Origin of the sequence: Turicibacter sp. T129 (assembly GCF_025594975.1) — a bacterium.
In the GTDB taxonomy this organism is placed as follows: domain Bacteria; phylum Bacillota_I; class Bacilli_A; order MOL361; family Turicibacteraceae; genus Turicibacter; species Turicibacter bilis.
This window is the reverse complement of the sequence record NZ_JAMQUU010000033.1, coordinates 47,389-66,142: the sequence shown is the minus strand read 5'-3', so window position 1 is coordinate 66,142 and position 18,754 is coordinate 47,389. Positions and strand designations below refer to the sequence as shown.

26 protein-coding genes are annotated in these 18,754 nt (G+C 34.1%); 23 read left to right on the top strand and 3 right to left on the bottom strand.

From position 1 onward, the window contains the following. Positions 1–162: 162 nt before the first annotated feature. The 11 genes from NEH75_RS07055 (at position 163) to NEH75_RS07005 (ending at position 9,516) form a co-directional block, all read left to right on the top strand. On the top strand, positions 163–465 hold the full coding sequence (locus NEH75_RS07055; RefSeq protein ID WP_262948686.1) for a hypothetical protein: 303 nt from the start codon (positions 163–165) through the stop codon (positions 463–465). After that, entirely contained in the window at positions 419–778 is a 360-nt protein-coding gene (locus tag NEH75_RS07050) for a phage head closure protein (protein ID WP_262948685.1), read from the top strand. Before NEH75_RS07055 ends, NEH75_RS07050 begins: the two co-directional genes overlap by 47 nt. Then, complete coding sequence (locus NEH75_RS07045; RefSeq protein ID WP_262948684.1) at positions 778–1,218, top strand: HK97-gp10 family putative phage morphogenesis protein; 441 nt, start codon at positions 778–780, stop codon at positions 1,216–1,218. Before NEH75_RS07050 ends, NEH75_RS07045 begins: the two co-directional genes overlap by 1 nt. After that, positions 1,215–1,562 (top strand): hypothetical protein, encoded by a 348-nt coding sequence (locus NEH75_RS07040; protein ID WP_055304250.1) that lies wholly within the window; start codon positions 1,215–1,217, stop codon positions 1,560–1,562. The genes NEH75_RS07045 and NEH75_RS07040 overlap by 4 nt, the downstream gene beginning before the upstream one ends. Positions 1,563–1,564: 2 nt before the next feature. Then, positions 1,565–2,146, top strand: a complete 582-nt coding sequence (locus NEH75_RS07035) for a major tail protein (protein ID WP_195944305.1) — start codon at positions 1,565–1,567, stop codon at positions 2,144–2,146. A gap of 11 nt (positions 2,147–2,157) precedes the next feature. Further along, positions 2,158–2,460, top strand: a complete 303-nt coding sequence (gpG, locus tag NEH75_RS07030) for a phage tail assembly chaperone G (protein ID WP_055304246.1) — start codon at positions 2,158–2,160, stop codon at positions 2,458–2,460. Positions 2,461–2,737: 277 nt separating this feature from the next. Then, positions 2,738–5,272 (top strand): phage tail tape measure protein, encoded by a 2,535-nt coding sequence (locus tag NEH75_RS07025; RefSeq protein WP_262948681.1) that lies wholly within the window; start codon positions 2,738–2,740, stop codon positions 5,270–5,272. Then, positions 5,272–5,967 (top strand): phage tail family protein, encoded by a 696-nt coding sequence (locus NEH75_RS07020; RefSeq protein WP_262948680.1) that lies wholly within the window; start codon positions 5,272–5,274, stop codon positions 5,965–5,967. Before NEH75_RS07025 ends, NEH75_RS07020 begins: the two co-directional genes overlap by 1 nt. Next, positions 5,968–7,365 carry a phage tail protein gene (locus NEH75_RS07015; RefSeq protein WP_262948678.1) on the top strand — a complete coding sequence of 466 codons (1,398 nt, stop codon included), beginning with the start codon at positions 5,968–5,970 and terminating at the stop codon, positions 7,363–7,365. It abuts the gene before it with no gap. 2 nt (positions 7,366–7,367) lie between these two features. Continuing rightward, a complete protein-coding gene (locus NEH75_RS07010; RefSeq protein WP_262948676.1) occupies positions 7,368–7,634 on the top strand; it encodes a hypothetical protein in 267 nt (88 codons plus the stop codon). After that, a complete protein-coding gene (locus tag NEH75_RS07005; protein WP_262948674.1) occupies positions 7,606–9,516 on the top strand; it encodes a glycosyl hydrolase family 28-related protein in 1,911 nt (636 codons plus the stop codon). The genes NEH75_RS07010 and NEH75_RS07005 overlap by 29 nt, the downstream gene beginning before the upstream one ends. Before the next feature lie 63 nt (positions 9,517–9,579). On the opposite strand, the gene NEH75_RS07000 is transcribed toward NEH75_RS07005, so the two are convergent. After that, a complete protein-coding gene (locus NEH75_RS07000; protein ID WP_262948673.1) occupies positions 9,580–10,068 on the bottom strand; it encodes a hypothetical protein in 489 nt (162 codons plus the stop codon). Between the two features lie 74 nt (positions 10,069–10,142). Here NEH75_RS07000 and NEH75_RS06995 point away from each other — a divergent pair, with 74 nt between their 5' ends. From NEH75_RS06995 to NEH75_RS06955, 8 genes are all read left to right on the top strand, one after another. Beyond that, positions 10,143–10,343, top strand: coding sequence for a hypothetical protein (locus NEH75_RS06995; RefSeq protein WP_262948672.1), 201 nt, complete (start codon positions 10,143–10,145; stop codon positions 10,341–10,343). Positions 10,344–10,552: 209 nt separating this feature from the next. Continuing rightward, positions 10,553–11,536: a tyrosine-type recombinase/integrase gene (locus NEH75_RS06990; protein ID WP_262948671.1), complete on the top strand. Its 984-nt coding sequence runs from the start codon at positions 10,553–10,555 to the stop codon at positions 11,534–11,536. 46 nt (positions 11,537–11,582) lie between these two features. Beyond that, a complete protein-coding gene (locus NEH75_RS06985; protein WP_262948670.1) occupies positions 11,583–11,870 on the top strand; it encodes a hypothetical protein in 288 nt (95 codons plus the stop codon). Next, positions 11,870–12,133: a phage holin family protein gene (locus NEH75_RS06980; protein ID WP_262948669.1), complete on the top strand. Its 264-nt coding sequence runs from the start codon at positions 11,870–11,872 to the stop codon at positions 12,131–12,133. Before NEH75_RS06985 ends, NEH75_RS06980 begins: the two co-directional genes overlap by 1 nt. Before the next feature lies 1 nt (position 12,134). Further along, positions 12,135–13,043: an N-acetylmuramoyl-L-alanine amidase gene (locus tag NEH75_RS13570; RefSeq protein ID WP_317452420.1), complete on the top strand. Its 909-nt coding sequence runs from the start codon at positions 12,135–12,137 to the stop codon at positions 13,041–13,043. A gap of 385 nt (positions 13,044–13,428) precedes the next feature. Continuing rightward, positions 13,429–13,944 carry a Panacea domain-containing protein gene (locus NEH75_RS06965; protein WP_262948667.1) on the top strand — a complete coding sequence of 172 codons (516 nt, stop codon included), beginning with the start codon at positions 13,429–13,431 and terminating at the stop codon, positions 13,942–13,944. 12 nt (positions 13,945–13,956) lie between these two features. Further along, a complete protein-coding gene (locus NEH75_RS06960; RefSeq protein ID WP_262948666.1) occupies positions 13,957–14,988 on the top strand; it encodes a hypothetical protein in 1,032 nt (343 codons plus the stop codon). Positions 14,989–15,196: 208 nt separating this feature from the next. Further along, positions 15,197–15,394: a hypothetical protein gene (locus tag NEH75_RS06955; RefSeq protein ID WP_262948664.1), complete on the top strand. Its 198-nt coding sequence runs from the start codon at positions 15,197–15,199 to the stop codon at positions 15,392–15,394. 25 nt (positions 15,395–15,419) lie between these two features. Here the strand turns inward: NEH75_RS06955 and NEH75_RS06950 are convergent, their stop codons facing one another. Together NEH75_RS06950 and NEH75_RS06945 are read right to left on the bottom strand one after the other, a co-directional pair. After that, complete coding sequence (locus tag NEH75_RS06950) at positions 15,420–15,671, bottom strand: hypothetical protein (RefSeq protein ID WP_262948662.1); 252 nt, start codon at positions 15,669–15,671, stop codon at positions 15,420–15,422. Positions 15,672–15,682: 11 nt separating this feature from the next. Next, entirely contained in the window at positions 15,683–16,039 is a 357-nt protein-coding gene (locus NEH75_RS06945; protein ID WP_262948660.1) for a hypothetical protein, read from the bottom strand. A 195-nt stretch (positions 16,040–16,234) separates the two neighbouring features. Between NEH75_RS06945 and NEH75_RS06940 the strand changes: the two genes are divergently transcribed. The 4 genes from NEH75_RS06940 (at position 16,235) to NEH75_RS06925 (ending at position 18,741) form a co-directional block, all read left to right on the top strand. Then, on the top strand, positions 16,235–17,161 hold the full coding sequence (locus NEH75_RS06940) for a ParM/StbA family protein (RefSeq protein ID WP_262948659.1): 927 nt from the start codon (positions 16,235–16,237) through the stop codon (positions 17,159–17,161). Further along, complete coding sequence (locus tag NEH75_RS06935) at positions 17,151–17,438, top strand: hypothetical protein (protein ID WP_262948657.1); 288 nt, start codon at positions 17,151–17,153, stop codon at positions 17,436–17,438. The genes NEH75_RS06940 and NEH75_RS06935 overlap by 11 nt, the downstream gene beginning before the upstream one ends. Positions 17,439–17,857: 419 nt before the next feature. Continuing rightward, complete coding sequence (locus NEH75_RS06930; protein ID WP_262948656.1) at positions 17,858–18,421, top strand: Ltp family lipoprotein; 564 nt, start codon at positions 17,858–17,860, stop codon at positions 18,419–18,421. A 95-nt stretch (positions 18,422–18,516) separates the two neighbouring features. Further along, positions 18,517–18,741, top strand: coding sequence for a hypothetical protein (locus NEH75_RS06925; RefSeq protein ID WP_317452421.1), 225 nt, complete (start codon positions 18,517–18,519; stop codon positions 18,739–18,741). Positions 18,742–18,754: the final 13 nt, after the last annotated feature.

Sequence of the window (18,754 nt, the reverse complement as noted above, 5' to 3'; positions counted from 1 at the left end):
GACAAAACAATATGCAAACGGGAAACCAAAAGATAACGATTCATTCTTATTATTCGATATCTCGAACTTAAATCCTAACTTGAATATCTTTAATCAACCTTCAACCGTTGCAACAGCTGAAGTTGCAGTAGCTTCAACACGCGCTAAAAAGTAGGCGATTAGATGTTATTTGAATTAAAAAATTATATTGGAATTGAGAATGACGACAGGGATATCACCCTGTTGTTACATCTCAATGCAAGTGAACGTTACTTCAGAAGAATTTGTGGTGATGACTTCGATTTTGATACGGATGAAGATGTCAAAGAGTTATTATTTGAGCGTTGTCGCTACGCTGACGCCAATGCATTGGAGTTATTCGAAGTGAATTTTAAAAGTGAATTAATTGCTTTAAGGATGAATATGGCGGTGAGAAAGTATGCTAGATCAAAAGACACTAAAAAAACGTCTACAACGCAAATTTGACCAACGAATTAAGATAAAAAAAAGAAACGTTGAAATTGTATCAGGACGTGAAGTGGTGACGTGGGTGGATTATTACTCCTGTTTGAGCAACCCTATCGAGTTGTACGGATCTGAACTATACAACGCCATTAACATTAAATTTAATAGTACCGCAGTGTTCGAAGTACGCTATTGTAAGCTCATTGAAGCCATGAGATTTAAAGAAAAAGAGTTTGCTTTAGAATTTAATGACATGATGTTTAATATCTATCAAGTTGATTATCTGAAAAATGATAAATTCGTAGCAACAATTAAAGCAAAGCGGGTGGATTAATGTCGATTACAATGGAATTTGGTGGGCTTGACGATTTAATTCGTGAGTGCTCAGAACAAGCGACTCAAAAAGAGTTAGATAAAGTTAATCGAAAAGTATTAAAGGCGTGTGCAAATAGTTCAAAGCAAAAGTTATCTAAACGTCTTCCACGTAGTAAAAACGTCAATCAATCAGGGCGTAAAGGTTCTAGAACTTTCAAACATTCAGCTGATGAAGTTCCGATGTCAGGAATGAGGAAAAAAGGTGAACGACGATACATTGTTGTTGGTTGGGATAAGGGCGATAATAGCCCTTATTTTTATACTAAATTCAATGAATGGGGTACGTCGAAACGTCCACCTGTTCCAATCTTCCATACAATATCGAAAGAAATTAATGCGGAATTAAAGTCAACTGGAATGGAAGAGTATGAAAATTTATTGAAGAGGGTGATCCAATGATTGAAGATATTGATATTGAAGATTTAGTCTATCAAACCCTATCTTCGATTGAATGTCCGGTTAGATATGGCTGGTATGACGAGAATATGCAGTCAACACATGTGACGTACTTCATCATTCAAGAGTCCCCTGAAATGGATTCAGATGATGAAATGGAATCACTTGCTTATAACATTCAAGTGGATGTATGGTCCACGACAGATGATGATAAAAAAATTAAAAAACAAATTATTAAATCAATGAGAGCGCAAGGTTTTGGATTTGATGATAGTGCTGATTTGTTTGAGACAGAAACTAAAATCTATCATAAAGCTATGCGTTTTAATTACTATATGGAGGTATAAAAATGGGTCGATTAGTCGGGTTACGTGATGTAACAATTGCTAAAGTTATTGAGAATACCGATACAACATATCAAACAGATGAACCAGTTAAGTTATTTAAAGCAGTTAGCGGAAAAGTTACTGTTAAAAGGTCGTCAGAAAAGATTACTTCTGATGATGAGATTGAAGAAATTTTAAGCGATTTAGATTCAATTGATGTTGAATTTGTTGGAAATAAACTGACAATGCAACGTATTGCCGATATTTATGGGTGTCGATTAGTAAAAGGCATGTTAATTGATAATCAAGATGATCGTCCAGTAGAGATTGCTTTAGGATTTCGTGCAAAAGAAACGAATGGGAAATATCAGTTCCATTGGTTGTATTGTGGTAAGTTTGATGGAGATGATGAGCAAGATTATGAATCAAAAGGTGAGAAGCCGAATCCTAAAACAAAAACAGTTAAAGGAACGTTCTATGCACGTAAAAAGGACGGAAACTTCCGTGTTCGCGTTCATGAAAGTGAATTGTTAGGAAGTGAAAATGAAGCTAAACAAGCCATCGATTCATGGTTTAGCCAAGTTCAAGAACCATTAGAAGATTAGGAGGTAACGTCATGGAATTAATCTTAAATAATACAACTTATCAAAGCAAGCGCATTGTCGGAAGCGTGTATGATAGCTATTGCGAAAAAATGGATTACATCACAAAAACACAAGAAGAAGAAAAGCGTGGTTGGAATAAGGACGATATGGCGATCATGCGTGAATTCTTAGTTGAATATTACAATAATCAATTTACAGCTACAGATTTATATGAGCAGTTAAGTATTGATGAATTAATTGTTCAATTCATGGGAGTTCAAGTTGAAATCGAAAAGAATATTAACTCACGTTTAGAGGTATTAGCAAAAAAATAGAAACGCAAGGGTCAACTACTGATCCTTGCGAAAAATCTTTATTTGATGATTTTGATAATGATGAAGGATATGAGATTGCTGAAGAAAAAACATCTTACTGGCAAGAACAAAAACAAATCCTTCATTTTTTATATCGTCATGCAATTAATCACTCTAGGTGTAGTTTCGTAGATTGTTGTAACTTAGATTTAGCACAATTTATTGATTATGTCATTTTCGATTTAGATGGGCGTGAGGAAAATGTAAGTATCCCAATCGAAGCTGAGGAGGTGAAATAATGGCAGGAGCTAACCTTAGCGTCGGAATTAATAACACTCAATTCAACGCTGGTATTAAAGAAATTAATTCCGGTTTAAGAACGATAAAAAGTGAATTCAATCTCGCTACGGCCCAAGCTAAAATGTTCGGGACGCAAACGGATCAATTAAAGGCTAAAGCGCAAGAATTAACTAAGAAAATAGAATTACAATCTAACCAATTGCAACTTTTAAAGCAACGTGCACAAGGTGTAAGTACGGAAATCGTTGACCAAAAGAAAAAACAATCTGAATTATCGATGAAGATTGATGAAACAACGAAAAAATACAAAGAATCTTGTGAGCAAACAGGAAAGAATAGCGAACAATCTAAAGCTTTAAAAGATGAACTCGCTAAGTTAAAAGAACAGTACGCACGAAATGAAGATGCGATAAAATCTAAGTCAAATCAGTTACAAAATCTTCGCAACCGCATGATAGATACTGAAGCAGGAATATTAAATAATACGCATGCGCTTAAAGAAATCAATAAAGAGATTACGGCAGCTAAATTTGATAAGTTATCAAGCTCACTTGATAATGTTGGCACGAAATTAGAATCGGTAGGAAAGAAATTATCTGTTCTAAGTGGGGGAATACTTGCTGGTGGTGTTGCTTCTTACAAAATGGCAGCTGATTTTGAAGAATCAATGGCAAAAGTCATGACGATTGCTGATGAAACAGAAGTAGGATATGATGATCTCAAAAAATCTATTATTGATTTATCGGATGAAACTGGAATTGCTGCAGGAGAGATTGCTGAGAATGTCTATAATGCGATATCGGCTGGTCAATCAACGGGAGATGCAGTAGCCTTTGTTGCTGAATCAAGTAAGTTAGCAAAAGCAGGGTTTGCTGAAGCAGGCGCAGCCCTTGATGTTTTAACGACAACACTCAATGCTTATGGATTAGAAGCAGAAGATGCCGCAAGAGTATCTGATGTCTTGGTAAATGTCCAAAATGAAGGTAAGACGACCGTTGGTGAGTTATCAGCAAATATCGGTAAAATCATTCCGACTGCGAACAGTGCAAATTTAAGTATTGAACAATTAGGTGCTGGATATGCCTTGATGACTAAAAACGGGATTGCTACGGCTGAATCGACCACATACATGAATAGTATGTTGGGAGAATTAACTAAAAGTGGAACGATTACTTCAAATGCGTTAAAAGAGCATACGGGTAAGACGTTTGCTGAGTTGATGGGAGAAGGGAAAACACTCGGAGATGTATTGAATACATTAAGTGGGATTGCGTCGAAGAATGGAAAATCACTCAGTGACATGTTTGGTAGCGCTGAAGCTGGACGTGCAGCTATGACATTGGTTAGAGGTGAAGGGGCGGAATTCAATGCCCTTTTAGAGTCTATGAATAATTCATTAGGCTCAACAGATTCAGCATTTCAAACAGTAAGCGATACACAAAATCAACAATTCAGAGAAGCGGTGAATGCTTCTAAAAATGCAGCAATGGATTTTGGGAATGAGTTGATGATAGGAGCTACTCCAATTATTCAAGAACTTACATCTGGAATTAAAGAAGCATCTACGTGGTTTAGAAATTTAGATTCAGACCAAAAGCAAAATGTAATTCAAATTGGATTATTAGTCGCTGCAATCGGTCCAGGACTTATCGTTATTGGTAACTTAACGAAAGGAGTTGCTAATACGGTACGAGGATTTAAAGATCTTTATTTAGGCGTAGGTGATACGATTACAAAAATAAAGGAACTTTCACCACAAGTTATTGATGGAGTAAAGAATTTAGGTTCATTTGCTAAAACGGTTGGGACTTCAACCTTAAATTTAGGCAAACAGGCAGTTCAATTTGGAATAAATACGGCTCAGATGGTAGCAAGTAAAGCAGCAACATTAGCAACGACTGTTGCAACTAACGGAATGGCGGTTGCACAAGGTGCGTTAAATCTTGTTATGTCAGCTAATCCAATTGCACTTGTTGTGATTGCTTTAGGAGGACTAACTGCTGCATTCGTCACGTTATGGAATAAATGTGATTGGTTCAGAGAAAAAGTTTCTGGTTTATGGAGTTCAATTAAATCAATATTTAATAACGGGATTGAAAGTTTAAAAAAATTCATGAACTTTGAGTGGAGTTTGCCAAAAATCAAAATGCCACACTTCTCTATTAGTGGGAAATTCTCATTAAATCCGCCATCAATACCAAAGTTCAGTGTCGATTGGTACCATACTGGAGCCATCTTTAAAAACCGCACCATTTTACCAGGTGGAATCGGCGTAGGTGATAAATATAAAGGTACAGGAGTAAATGCTGAAGCTATTGTTCCGTTAGATGAAATGTATCGTAACGTAGCAACTATCATCAACCAATCGCTCGAAAGTTATAGCCTAACGTCTGAAAAGGCATCTAAGCAACCGATTGTGATTGTCGTTCAATCTGTTTTAGATGGGAAAGTGATTTCGGAAAGTACCGCAGAGTATGATGATCTTTATGCCGGTCAACGCTTGAAATTAGCACAACGAGGAGTGAGTGTATAGTGAGTGGGATTAGTTATAATGGATTTCATACACAAAAAGATTTTGGCATCTCTATTTATTCAAGAGATATTGATATCGCCAAAAAAAAGGTTATAAAACAAGATATTCCGTTTATGAATGGGGAATATGACTTTAGTGAATTATATGGTGAAGATTGCTATGAAAATAGAGAATTAACATATATCTTTAATATTGTGGCAGATAGTCGAGTTAACTTGAATCTGAAAAAAAGGAAATTAATAAATGCTTTTATGTCAGCTCCTGCGGGAACAATTTACGACGATCTATATCCTGGCCTATATTTTTATGGCAAGTGTATCTCTTGTGAGTTTTCATCAAGGAAAAATTATGGGAAATTAAGCGTCACCTTTGATTGTCATCCGTTCATGTACGGTATTCATAATGAGGGACATGATATCTGGGATGACTTTTCTTTCGAGGAAGATTATGCGCAACCGGTTAATTTTAAAATAAACGGTGTGGATGAAATTTCACTTTATAACGTGAGCTCTATCGCCATTACTCCAACTGTCGTTTGTTCAAATAAAATGGAAGTCACTTTAGATGGAAACACGTATATATTTAAAGCAGGAGTCGTAAAAGATTATCGTTTTAAATTGCAAAAAGGGAATAATGAATTGAAAATCAAAGGCAACGGAGATATACGTTTTGAATTTAGAAAAGAGGTGCTTTAAATGTATCTTGTAACAGCAAATAATGGCGAAGGTGATATCTATTTAAATGTACCCTCTACGAACAACAATGCCCAACGTATTACTGGAACTATTAAGAAGGGGATTAATGTGATTGATAGTTTTAGTTTTGCTATTTATCCTAATAACACCGCCTATTCACAATTGCAACAACTAAAGACAAAAGTTCGAGTTTTCAATGAAAAAACTAATAAATTAGAGTTTATCGGGAGAGTATTGATGACAAAACCGAAGATGGACTCTAATGGGTTGCTTCTAACGAACGTAGTCTGTGAGTCGGAATTGGGATACTTGATGGATTCAGTTACGAAATATGGAGAGTATCATGATATCAGTGTCAGAGACTTCCTACAGATTATTATCGAAAATCATAACGCTCAAGTTAGCGAAGATAAGCACTTTACTGTAGGGAAGGTTGAGATTACTGGTACTTTGTATCGTTACTTAGGTTATGAAGAATCATTAAACGCAATTAAAGATAAGTTGATTGAACGTCTAGGTGGCGAACTAAGCATTCGCTATGAAAATGGCGTAAGATACCTCGATTATTTATTAGAAACAGGAGTGCATACATCAACAGAAATTCGATTAGCAAAAAATCTATTGACGATAGAACAAGAGAAAGACCCTACACAAGTAGTGCCTCGAATTATTCCATTAGGAGCTAAAATTGAGGATTCAGATGAACGGATAACTATAGCTAGTGTAAATGACGGTGTTGATTACATAGATGACGTAGAAGCTATTGAAACATTTGGATTAGTGGCTAAATCTGTGACATGGGATGATGTTAATTATCCGGATATTTTGATGAGAAAAGCTAAAGAGTATCAAATAGCTAATAATCGAATTTTAAAAAAACATAAGATAGATGCCGTTGATCTATCCTTAATTAATCTAGATATTGATAGTTATGAAGTAGGTAACTATTATCCAGTTATTAATCCATTAATGAATATTAACGAAGAGTTGCGTGTCATTGAGAAGACAATTGTAATCGAGAGCCCAGAACAATCTAGCTTAACAATCGGTGATAAATTCGAAGATATTAAAGATTATCAACTTGGTATGTTAAAGTCGGCTAAGTCTGTCGAAGTTTTAAGAGGTAATATCTCATCCACTGTAACGATTGTAGGAGAGGTGAATACAGAGCTACAAAATACTGTTGCATCTGTTACCCAGATAGGAGACAACCTTAATACAACAAATGCAGTCGTTTTAACCCATAATCAAGCATTAATAGACTTAAGTAACCAAATGTTACAAACAATGCAAGAAGTAAGTCATTTGAAAGAAACGACATCAACTATTAGCGAGAAAGTTACTACAAACGGAAATAATATTGACCGTTTAAATAAACGACTGACGTTAGGAGTATAAAGATGGAAGAATATAAAATTATTAAAGCTACTACATTGACTGAATCTGAACAAACGCTATATAGCAACACTTCAGGGGCTGTAGTTAAAACAATCGTACTTCAATCAACAAATCCAACAATAACAAAAGCAACCCTGTCATTTGACGGAGTTGCTTTTAATTTTGAATTAGGAAGCGACGTAACTAAGTTTGAAGGGCCTATAATGACTAAAGCAATTAAGGGCAGTGGTGATGGAGTTAATGTCCATATTACTGGATTGCAACTATAAGGAGAGTGAGAAAATGGCCAATATTACAAATTATTTGAATAAAATTAAAACAGCCGTATATGGCAAGGATGTTCGTGGTGCTATTCATGACGCGATTAAACAAGTCTATGATGATGCATCGGTTAATCACGACAATGCAAATATGGAAGTTAAAATGGCTCGTGGAACTCATAATACATTAAATGATCGTCTAGATAAATCGGATGAAATTCAAGCTCAAACTAATGCACAATTGTCTCGGGTTAATAATGATTTAACGATTTTTAATTCTAAAACACAAGCGTTTATTACCCCCGAACAGTTTGGAGCGGTTGGAGACGGTGTAACAGATGACACTGAGGCAATTCAACGAGCCTCTGATAATTGTCAAGCGGGTCAAAAATTATTGTTTGGCGCTAATAAAAAATATAAAATCTCAGATACGATTGTTTTTTATCGAACAAATGTAATTGATGGTAATGGATGCTTTATTATGATGGATGATAATTTTAGAGGTGAATCACGTTTTGCCTTTAGATACGACCACACGGCTAATGACAATAACATCCTAGATACATTTATTATGGGGAATGAAATAAAGAACTTTAATATCCAACACTACAGAAACCTTGAAGATACTTATTTCAACGGAATCTTTGTTGCAGAAAATTGCCATGTCTTAAATATTTACTGTTGGGGGGTAAATAAAGTAGTTGAAGTGACAAAAGAGGCTTACATTGACTTTATCACGATTGAGGATATTAACATCTGGGGCAAATGGGGCAATGACTTTGCTATTGACACAGGACACATGGGTGATGCAAGGGTTGTTAAAAACATTCACTTCACTCCAGTTGATGCCTCTAACTATAATGTGTTAAAAGTAGGTAACGGTCATAATACTTGTCGTGTAGAGGGAATTGTAAATGGACATATTGAGATGGGTAAAAGTTTAGTTGATGTGTCAAATTTACACATGGAATATGGGACGTTAACATTTAATGGAACAAGAGGAAGTGTTAAAGAAGTTTTCATGTGGTGTCCACAAGATGGTTCATTTCCAATGACTTTCAACTCCGGATCAACAATGGCAATAGAAAATTGTTATTTCCACTACTTCGATAGATTACAATATGATTTTATTAATGCTAAATTTAATGAACTTAAGTTAGAGTGGGATGTTGTTTTACACATAAAAAATTGTTTTAAAAATATATTACCACCTTCCGACGTTACTTTTTTAAATGCTATTGGTGTTACAATCCACGAAAATGATGAATTTAATGACAATAGTTTATGTAATTCCATTGAATCAACAATAGTAAACGGTAGATGCATCTCTTCAATTATGCCAACTGACAGAGGTAACCCAAATTATAATATTTTAGGTTCGTTTTATACGGATGGAAACGTTAAATGGAAAACAATGTCTGGAACTTATTATTATAACGCGATTTTAGTCTATGACGAAAAAAGAAAAATCGGACAAACAAAGAAAAGTGGTGAAGTGAGTCAAACTATCACAAATGGCGGTCCTTGTCCTCTTATTGGTCTAAACGGAAGAATGAACTCAAACATAAAAGTATATCGCGGAACAACCTCGCATTCTTATGATAAAGTTGTAAATATTGGTCCGAGAGGTGATTATTTACACGACAACGGCTACCTTTTAAATGGCGCTAAATGGGTTAATATAAATCCGTCTGATGTTGAAACGGATTATCTTGAGGCAGAAAAATATGAAATAAATAATGATGGAACCGTTACTATTTCTGCGGTAACAACTCCAACAGCAGGAGAATGGAAAAAAGGTGACAGAATTATTAATTCAACTTATGCCGTTGGTTATCCTAAAGCATGGGTATATAATGGTAGTGAGTGGATAAGTGAAGGTAATTTGTAATATAGGAACAATTGGGTAGTAGATAAAAATAAAAAAATCCCCAAAATATTTTGGGGATTTAATTTAGCTTATTACAGGAATTCCTACAATAAATGGAGGGAGTCCATTTGGATATCTACGAATTAATAACTCGTAATTTTTTAAGAATAGATCGTTATTGTGTTGTTCAGGAATCCATTTTTCGACAGCTTCTAGTATTGAATTACAAAAAACATTAATATCAATATTAAGAGCTCCATTTATAATGTTATTGTGCATGAAAAAGCTTGGATTCGGTTCAACGAAAATTATTCTAGAGAATCTAGAATTTTTATTTTGAGTATGTCCTTGATGTAGAGCTGAACATCGGAACATGTAACAATCCTTACCAGATAAATATGAAGTTCCATTTACATTTTCATCATACCATTTAGCATATTTTGCACCAGTTGTTCTACCATCTTCTGAATCTAAAGAAGCACAAATATCAGGTAAGGATAAACATGATTGCAATGCTAAATAATATAATCTGTTATCTAAAGCGATTCTGATCTGTTTTATAAATTCTTCCATTTTCTCACCTCCTGCAAGATTATGGTATCATTTATGTAATAAAATTGGAATAATAAGAGAAAGGTGTGTCTCGAATGGATATCAAAACGAGTTTCAATAACGAAGTTACATTGAATCAGTTTATCGATGAATTAATCAAGTTTCGTGATAACAATAACTGTGGTGAATTAATGGTGTGGGTAGATGGTTATTGTCAACCAGTTAGTGGTATTATTCTGGAAAACGAAAGAGAAACATACAGCGGGATAACACCTCCATATATTAATATTTATTGATTTTAAAATCAGAAACAAAGTAATTGCTAGCGTAATACAGTCGGTGATGTGATAGTGAGGCTCACATTTAAATGAGGCGTAAATGAGGAACTAACAGCCGACTTATTTAGACTGGTATTAGACTGAAGCGTCAATTTTGACACTTTTTTTGATAAAAAAATAATCTCCTAACTATCATGAATGGACACCAAATAGAAAGGTTGATGTTCATGAATCATGAAAATAGGAGATTATTTGAAGAAATATTAAAGGCAAAGTCAAAGTACGGTGATGAAGAATTTGCGGTTGAGTTATCAAAACTCATGTATAACTTCGAGATCAAGGAGATAGTAAGGGAAGATTGCGATAGTGATATACTCCAACATCTCGAATGGTATCTTGAAGGTAAAAGGTTTGATGGCATATCGGATGGCACGTTAGAAAATTATGAACGTGCAGTCACTAAATTTGCAACCGCATATCCTCATCGTAGAGTTAGCGACATTACAATCGCTGATTTACGCTCCTATATAGCAAATATGACTGACAAGAAGAATACGACTAAGAATACGATTATCTCTCAATTAAAAAGCTTTTTTGCATGGTTAAAACATGAAGGGTATATTTCAAGGGACCCATCAGAGCGTTTAAAGCTATTTCCTGTCCCTAAGAGGTTACGAAAGGGATTGACTATAGTTGAGTTAGAGAAAGTGCGTATCGCTTGTGTAACGCCACGAGAACGAGCGCTAGTCGAGTTATTATTTGCTACTGGTTGTCGTATCAGTGAATTAGCAGCACTAAATCAAGATGATTTGAATTATTCCGATTTCACCATTGATGTAATTGGTAAGGGAGACAAGCAACGGACCGTATGCTTTACCGAAAAAGCTGCACTCTACCTTGAATATTATCTGATGACAAGAACCGATGATAATCCGGCATTGTTTGTGTCGGAAAGAAAACCGCATCAACGGTTGAAACGTAGAGCGTTAGGATTAATTATCACAAAAATCTATGAGCGCACAGACTTAGATGAAGGGTTATATCCTCATAAATTTAGGCATTCATTTGCAACGTTATCTTTACAGAGTGGAATGGATCTAACAACTATTCAGACACTGTTAGGTCATTCTAGTCCAGATATGACACTTCGTTATGCTGAGCAATCAATGGAGAATATCAAACATTCATATCGTCAACGATTAACACATTAAGGTCACTCATTGAGTGGCCTTTTATATTGAAAGGGGGTGGAACACCGTGTATTTGGAATTATCCAATTTCTTAATGTTAACAGGTATCCTTATCGTCGCTGGATTGTTTTTAAAAAAATGGGAACCTCCAATAAAAAAACAGTATGTCGCTTTATTTCTACTCACAATCGGTTTGGTATTAGGTTATATGATGATTGATTCCGCAGCATATGGCTTCTTGATCGCTGGTTTAGTGTTTTACAAAGATGAGCTAGTAGAAGAGGTTAAATTAGTTAAAGAAAGTGTCATAGCAGTAAAAAAAGAAAAAGATTTAACGAACGGAGATGATAAGTAATGGATTTAAATTATTTAAGCGAATTTTGTATCCCTGTAATTGTAGGAATTTGTGTCTGCGTTGGGTATGTAATCAAGACTAGCATTCCTGGAGTTCCTAATAGATTCATCCCTCTGATTATGGCGGTCTTAGGATTAGTTTTAAATGTTTGGATCGCTCAAGGAATTGATGCGAATATTGTTTTAGCAGGTTTATTCAGTGGATTAAGTTCAACAGGATTACATCAATTGTTTAAAAATTTTATTAACATGGAGGAGAAATAATATGAATATCGTTAAAAACCTAGTATCTCAAAGTAAATATAGCGTTAAATGCCCTTATTCTATGACACCAGAGTTTATCGTCGTTCATAACACAGCAAATGACGCGTCAGCTCAAAATGAAGTTAAGTATATGATTAGTAACAACAATCAAGTGTCATTTCACTTTGCCGTAGATGATAAAGAAATCGTTCAAGGTTTACCTCTAGATCGTAATGCGTGGGCTTGTGGTGACGACGCTAATGGAAAAGGCAATCGCAAAGGTATTCAAATTGAGATTTGCTACTCAAAAAGTGGTGGAGCTCGTTTTGAGAACGCCGAAAAGAATGCTGCTAAATTTATCGCTCAATTACTAAAAGAACGTGGATGGGGCGCAGATAAAGTCAAGAAACATCAAGACTTTAGCAATAAATATTGTCCTCATCGCACGTTAGACAAAGGCTGGGCATCATTCGTGAATATGATTAAAGATTATTTAAATGAATTAAATAAACCAGTGCAATCCACTCAATCGTCTAGCATTTCTGTTGGAGATAAAGTGAAAGTTAAGGCGACAGCAACTCACTACGCAACAGGCCAATCTATGGCTTCATTTGTTAAAGGTTCGGCATATGAAGTAACTAAAGTTGATGGAAATAAGTTATTGTTATCTGACATTGTGTCATGGGTATGGGATTATGATGTTGATAAGGTCGAATCTACAACTCAATCAAGTTCAGATAACTCATTCCTAGTCGAAATTATCTGTGATGAGTTAAATATTAGACAACAAGCAGATTTCAACTCTAAAGTTGTTGGAACTGTTAAAAAAGGTGAAGTATTTACAATTATCGGAGAAGAAAATGGCTTAGGTAAGTTAAAATCGGGTGCTGGATATATTAGTCTTAACTCTAAATATGTAAAGCGTAAATAATCTGTTATAATAAACATATAGGCAAAAGCCTAAATACAATAATAAAAAAATCAAATATCGATGTTCATTGCCAAAAGAGGTAGATTCGGTTAATTCCGTTTCTACCTCTTTTTTATTGGGTAAAAGAATATACTTTTGACAATAATGAATATAGCTTTGAATATATTTAATTAATGATTTTTATGAAATATTAAGGAACACTTAATATAAATTGGAAGAAATGTGCGTTTTTCGACAGAAAATGATGTTTTTTTGAGTGAGAGGTGATAAAATGAAACTAAGGATATTAAATTACATCTTGACAATAGAAAAGATAAATGATAATTATGACAATTTATATGACAGAGATAGTGTTAATATCTTTGAGGAGAAGGAGGTTGTTAAGATGAATGAATTATATGATGTTTTGGATATTGCTCGATATATAATTAATTATTACATAGGAGTAGGTCAGCCAATAACTAATTTAAAATTACAAAAGATTCTTTACTATGTCCAAGCAGGATTTTTAGTTGAGCTTAATCGACCTTGTTTTGCTAATGACATTGTAAATTGGAGGCTTGGACCTGTTGTAAGAGAAGTCTATCAGGAATATAAATGCTATGGTAATCATCCAATAAATGATGAACAGAGATTTATTGAAACAATACAGTATAATAACAATACTGGACGAATTAATTTTGATCAATTAGAGTTTAACCCTGAACATAGTTTCGAAGATGAAGATATAGATAAATTAGATAGTATATTGGAAACTTATATTAACGTAACGCCTTTTGAATTAGTAAATAAGACGCATTCAGAAGATCCTTGGTTAGATACACAACAAAATGAAATTATTACTCAAGAAAGTATGTTGGATTTCTACACGATACATCCAGAAAACATCAGAGGAATTTAAGGAGTTTATTATATGGGATATTCTGAAGATAAATATAGTTTAATGCATGTAATTCTGAGCGGTTTAGCAGGGGTAGAGGATTTAAAGATAATATTCTCAAATATGTTAACTTACTATCATAAGTATCAAAGAGTAACTTATTCTGAAGTATTGAAGTCATTACACGAATTTAAAAAGGAAGAGGAATCAGCACAAATTTTTGCTTATATAAAATTTAGATTAGAAATGCTAGTTGATGATGATTATTTCCAAATGTGTATTGAAAAATATGATGGTATTGTTTCTCAAGAGAGTATGAGTTGGAAAGATTTCAAAAGATTTATCTTGAAAATTCAAGATTATGTAGAATTAGAAATTATAAGATTTGAAAGCGCGTTAGTAGAATCTAATAAGTCGTATAATAAATTCGAAGAAAAATTAAAAGAATTTGATAAGTTTTTAAAGGAACAAACTACTAAGATAGATGGTTATTCAAGAGATATTGAAAGCCGTATAAACAGTGGAGTAACAACTATATTAGGAATTTTTGCCGCTTTTATCATTGCTACCTTTGGAGGAATATCTATTTACGGGAATGCACTTTCTTCTATAGAAGTGGCTAGTGTCTTACAAGTTGTTTTAATGACCTTTTTATTTGGAATGATTCTCTTTAATGTCTGCTTTATGTTAATATACAGTGTTGCTAAAATATCAGATAGAAATATTGGTGTAGCAATTGATATTAAGGATAGGGATATTAGATATGAATCTCCTGCTTATGTAGTGGAGAAATTTGGACATCACAATGAGAATGTAACAGACAAACAAAAGTATCAGGTTTATTTTCGAACGATTTGGAAAAATATGCGTCGCTTTGTAAATCGAAAGTATTATGTCTTCAGAGATGGATTTATGAGATTCCCGTTATTATTCGTATTTAATTTTATAATGATACTGGGGATGATAATAACTATCCAATTTATTTATAGGACAGGTTTTATATATAATCTCTTAATTTCTAATGACTTAATGCATCGAGTTTTAAATGGTCAACTATTCTATTAAAGAAAGGTAGCAGGTGATTAAGTCCACTTGCTATCTTTTTTTCTATTCATTTTAGATATGAATGTACTCCATCGGTAGTGATGTACTATAAACATAAAATTTACCATTAAATGTGGTGAAAAATGTAGTGTGTATGATAAACTAATAATGACGATTACTTTTATATGAGGATATTAAAGTAAGGGGCCGTAAATAGAAGGAGGATGCTGTGAGGGAGATTAGAGAGCATTTGTTACAAGCACAACGTGGTTTAGGACGAAGAATGGAGTCTCCGACTGAATTAATTGAGAGACTTAACAACGAAGGAAAGAGTATGGGGGAAATCGAATATGCTGTGTTGGAACTGAATCGCATCAAAGGTGCACATGATTCAGTAGAGACTGCATTAAGAATACTTGGATCATAAAAAAAAGCAGCTAGGTGGCATTACGCTACTTAGCTGCTTTTTTTATTGATAACTGATAACCTAAATTGTTGCAATCTTTAAAGTGAATCCAATCGCCTGTCTCTTTGTTGAATTCAAACTTCAATTTATCGCGAATATTAACATTTCCAATGATAGTCGAAGCTTCAACATTAGAGCGTCGTACTTCATGTTTTGTAAAGGTCATTGATACCATGCCTATTAACAACCCACAAAACTCGATACCATCATAATTACTAATCACTTCATATATTGTCATTTCAATTCCTCCTAGCGTCTAAATAAAGAGAATCTCTTGGGGATCCATTCAACATTCTCTTCTTCCTCGAAATCATCCTCATCATCATCATCTGCATCTTCTTCAGCATTTAAATATAATTCGTGTTCCTCCATGTTATTGTGCCAGTAGTTGTCTACGAACTCATTTGTTTTAGCATCCTCAAATAAGACGTATAGATTTCCTTTCTCAAAATGGCAGGCTGTTAATTTCGCTCTAATTGTTTTATTTGATTCAATACATTCTCTCTTCATGCGAGCCTCTGAGTATCTTATTGAATAAAGTAAATCTCGATTATTAGAACGCAATACTTCCCACCCTAATAGTTCTAAAATTTCAACTACATTCATTTAAATCCCCCCAGTGTGTTGTGTGCGTGTTACAGTGTTATATTAACTCTTCGAAAGTGAAAAACGTGTCAAAATTAAGTGTTAAAAGAAAAAAGTTATAGAACTTATATAATTTTCGGAAAAGCGGTTCTAATAAATGGCAATAACTTATATAAATTTAGTGTGAAGCAAAAAACAAATGAGAGGATGTTGAAAATGAGTAAAATTAAATTAGTTAAGGTTGATCCAGGGAAATTTGCAGTGAAAGCAGAATGTGAAGGAGAAAAGTTTTATACAAAATCATTGATTGATAAAATCGAAAATGTTGCTACTGATTCAGGATATAAAGTTAAGTTTTTTAATCAGGAGTACGTTATTGGTGATGACTCAATTCCGTTTGATTTTGATTTTGAGAAACACAAAATCGAAACTAAAATTCTCGTTAACTTAGCTATTTCTAAGTTGGTTGATAAAGGAGATAAAGTCAATTTAGTTGTCGGGATGCCAATTGAACACTGGTTAGATAGAGAAAGAAGAATGAAGTATGAGCAGTTTATAGCGAGTAAAAGTCAAATGTCGATGATAGAGAGAGCGGTTGATACCCCAATGGATTTCAAAATCAATAAAGTTATAGCAGTTCCAGAAAGTATTGGTCATGTTGCACGACACAAAGATTATCAAAATCGTACTGTTGGAGTTTTAGATTGTGGTGGTGCTAATTTCCAAGGGGCAGTCTATAAAAATGGTTTACCATTAAGAGAGACTTGCTTCACTCTTAATGAAGGAGGATATTTTTATTTAAATACTATCAAAAAGGCCATTAATAGTAAGTTTAAGTTGAATTATCAAGATTATCAGATTCAAGAACTTATTGAGCATGGCTCTAAGCATGAAAAGAAAGAAGAAATAAAAGCAGAGATTGAAAGAGTAACAAAATTACATCTAAATAAAGTTATAAGAGAGTGTAGAGCTCGTAACTGGAACTTAGATGATATGGAAATCAAAGTTGTTGGAGGTGGCTCTAACTATTTCAAGTCAATTATTGAAGTTTTATTACCTAATGCGACAATTTCCGACGATGCGATATGGGATAATGTAAAAGGATTTGGCGTATTAGGGGAGGCGTTATTTGGTGGCAGATAAGGTTATGATTTCTTTCGGTAAAAAGTATGAGAAAGAATATGAACATTTAATGAAAAAACCGAAAAGAAGTAATTACATAGCTGAATTGATTCGTAGAGATCGTCTAGAGATAGAAGCGGAGAGAGCGGAATACGAGCTTATGGAACTAGAACAAATTAAGCGGGCTTTAAAATCAGTTATGGATGAATATGATTTTTCAATTAAAGGTAGTTCTCAAACTGAACCAGACGAAGTAGCGGACTATTCTGATAAAATAAATGACTTATTCAATGTATAAAACCGAAAATATTATTCATAATAAGAGTGAAGAAATAAAAAGGATATAAGTTATACCCTTCGAGGTGAAGTAATTTTAAATGCTATCAGTGTAATACGACATGAATCCCCTCCCCTACTCCAGATAAGCTTATGAAATAAACTAGGGGAGGGGCTTTTCTGCATTGATTGAATCGAGAGTAGGGGAGTAGTTGTCGAATGATGTTCGAGAGTTGGAGATGTTATTGAATAAAAGGATAGAAGTTATATATTTTTGAAGCCAAATAAAAAACAACGGACAGCGAGGATAGAATGAGCTGTTTTGCTCGTCATTTGTTGTTTTGTTTTATGAAAAAATATACAGTATTTTCTTGAAAATACTTGAATAAAAATGTATATATTGTATAATTTTGGAGGATATTTTTTCAGGAGGTATTGATGATGAAAGAGAAAAAGAAGAAATCTATTTTAAAAAAATGGTGGGTTTGGGTCATTGCTATTATTGTAATCGCTGGAGTCGCAGGAGCAGGCGAAGAAGAAACTCCTGAGACAGAAGGTAGCAATCAAACTCAAGAAGAATCAGGGACGACTGAGGAGAGTACACCAGTTGCGAAAGTTGAGACAGAAGATAGTGAAGGTTCAATTTCTACAGAACAACAACCAGCAGAAGAGAAAGAGCCTGAAAAAGAAGTAGCTGACATTCCCACAGAATATAAGTCGGCGTTAAGAAAAGCAAAAACATATAGCGATATGATGCATATGTCTAAAGCAACGTTATATGATCAATTAACATCTGAGTATGGAGAGAAGTTTTCAGCTGAAGCCGCTCAATATGCGATTGATAACTTAGATGTTGATTATAAAGCCAACGCGTTGGAAAAAGCAAAAGACTATCAAGAAATGATGGCGATGTCTCCTAGTGCGATTTATGATCAACTAATTTCGGAATACGGTGAAAAATTCACAGCTGAAGAAGCACAGCACGCTATTGATAACTTAGAATAATAAAAAAACAACAGATGCTAGAAGGCTATCTGTTGTTTTTTTATTCTTATTTTACATAACTTAAGTAATCTGCTTTTTATACTTTTATATAAACTATATGGGAAGGGATTGCTAAGAGCGTCGTTGAATATTGTGGTAAAGGTGCTATCATCGGTGTTAAAGGACGTTTGGTTCATAAAACATATGAAATTCCTAATCATAAATCATTACGTGCAGTAGAGGTGGTTGCAGAAAAAGTATCATTTATCCAGACTCGAACTGGTGATCAAAGAAGCGAATTAGAGAATCAGGAAGTACAAATTGAAGAAATAGCTATGTAAATTAAATGAAGCT

What these genes read in the sequence shown, in the direction of transcription:
- NEH75_RS06960 (WP_262948666.1), top strand. Translation starts at nt 13,957, where the DNA reads ATGGGATATTCTGAAGATAAATATAGTTTAATGCATGTAATTCTGAGC.
- NEH75_RS07015 (WP_262948678.1), top strand. Translation starts at nt 5,968, where the DNA reads ATGTATCTTGTAACAGCAAATAATGGCGAAGGTGATATCTATTTAAAT.
- NEH75_RS07045 (WP_262948684.1), top strand. Translation starts at nt 778, where the DNA reads ATGTCGATTACAATGGAATTTGGTGGGCTTGACGATTTAATTCGTGAG.
- NEH75_RS06995 (WP_262948672.1), top strand. Translation starts at nt 10,143, where the DNA reads ATGGATATCAAAACGAGTTTCAATAACGAAGTTACATTGAATCAGTTT.
- NEH75_RS07040 (WP_055304250.1), top strand. Translation starts at nt 1,215, where the DNA reads ATGATTGAAGATATTGATATTGAAGATTTAGTCTATCAAACCCTATCT.
- NEH75_RS06980 (WP_262948669.1), top strand. Translation starts at nt 11,870, where the DNA reads ATGGATTTAAATTATTTAAGCGAATTTTGTATCCCTGTAATTGTAGGA.
- NEH75_RS06940 (WP_262948659.1), top strand. Translation starts at nt 16,235, where the DNA reads ATGAGTAAAATTAAATTAGTTAAGGTTGATCCAGGGAAATTTGCAGTG.
- gpG (WP_055304246.1), top strand. Translation starts at nt 2,158, where the DNA reads ATGGAATTAATCTTAAATAATACAACTTATCAAAGCAAGCGCATTGTC.
- NEH75_RS06965 (WP_262948667.1), top strand. Translation starts at nt 13,429, where the DNA reads ATGAATGAATTATATGATGTTTTGGATATTGCTCGATATATAATTAAT.
- NEH75_RS07000 (WP_262948673.1), bottom strand. Translation starts at nt 10,068, where the DNA reads ATGGAAGAATTTATAAAACAGATCAGAATCGCTTTAGATAACAGATTA.
- NEH75_RS07025 (WP_262948681.1), top strand. Translation starts at nt 2,738, where the DNA reads ATGGCAGGAGCTAACCTTAGCGTCGGAATTAATAACACTCAATTCAAC.
- NEH75_RS07055 (WP_262948686.1), top strand. Translation starts at nt 163, where the DNA reads ATGTTATTTGAATTAAAAAATTATATTGGAATTGAGAATGACGACAGG.
- NEH75_RS07035 (WP_195944305.1), top strand. Translation starts at nt 1,565, where the DNA reads ATGGGTCGATTAGTCGGGTTACGTGATGTAACAATTGCTAAAGTTATT.
- NEH75_RS07005 (WP_262948674.1), top strand. Translation starts at nt 7,606, where the DNA reads ATGTCCATATTACTGGATTGCAACTATAAGGAGAGTGAGAAAATGGCC.
- NEH75_RS06945 (WP_262948660.1), bottom strand. Translation starts at nt 16,039, where the DNA reads ATGAATGTAGTTGAAATTTTAGAACTATTAGGGTGGGAAGTATTGCGT.
- NEH75_RS13570 (WP_317452420.1), top strand. Translation starts at nt 12,135, where the DNA reads ATGAATATCGTTAAAAACCTAGTATCTCAAAGTAAATATAGCGTTAAA.
- NEH75_RS07010 (WP_262948676.1), top strand. Translation starts at nt 7,368, where the DNA reads ATGGAAGAATATAAAATTATTAAAGCTACTACATTGACTGAATCTGAA.
- NEH75_RS06950 (WP_262948662.1), bottom strand. Translation starts at nt 15,671, where the DNA reads ATGACAATATATGAAGTGATTAGTAATTATGATGGTATCGAGTTTTGT.
- NEH75_RS06930 (WP_262948656.1), top strand. Translation starts at nt 17,858, where the DNA reads ATGAAAGAGAAAAAGAAGAAATCTATTTTAAAAAAATGGTGGGTTTGG.
- NEH75_RS06990 (WP_262948671.1), top strand. Translation starts at nt 10,553, where the DNA reads ATGAATCATGAAAATAGGAGATTATTTGAAGAAATATTAAAGGCAAAG.
- NEH75_RS07050 (WP_262948685.1), top strand. Translation starts at nt 419, where the DNA reads ATGCTAGATCAAAAGACACTAAAAAAACGTCTACAACGCAAATTTGAC.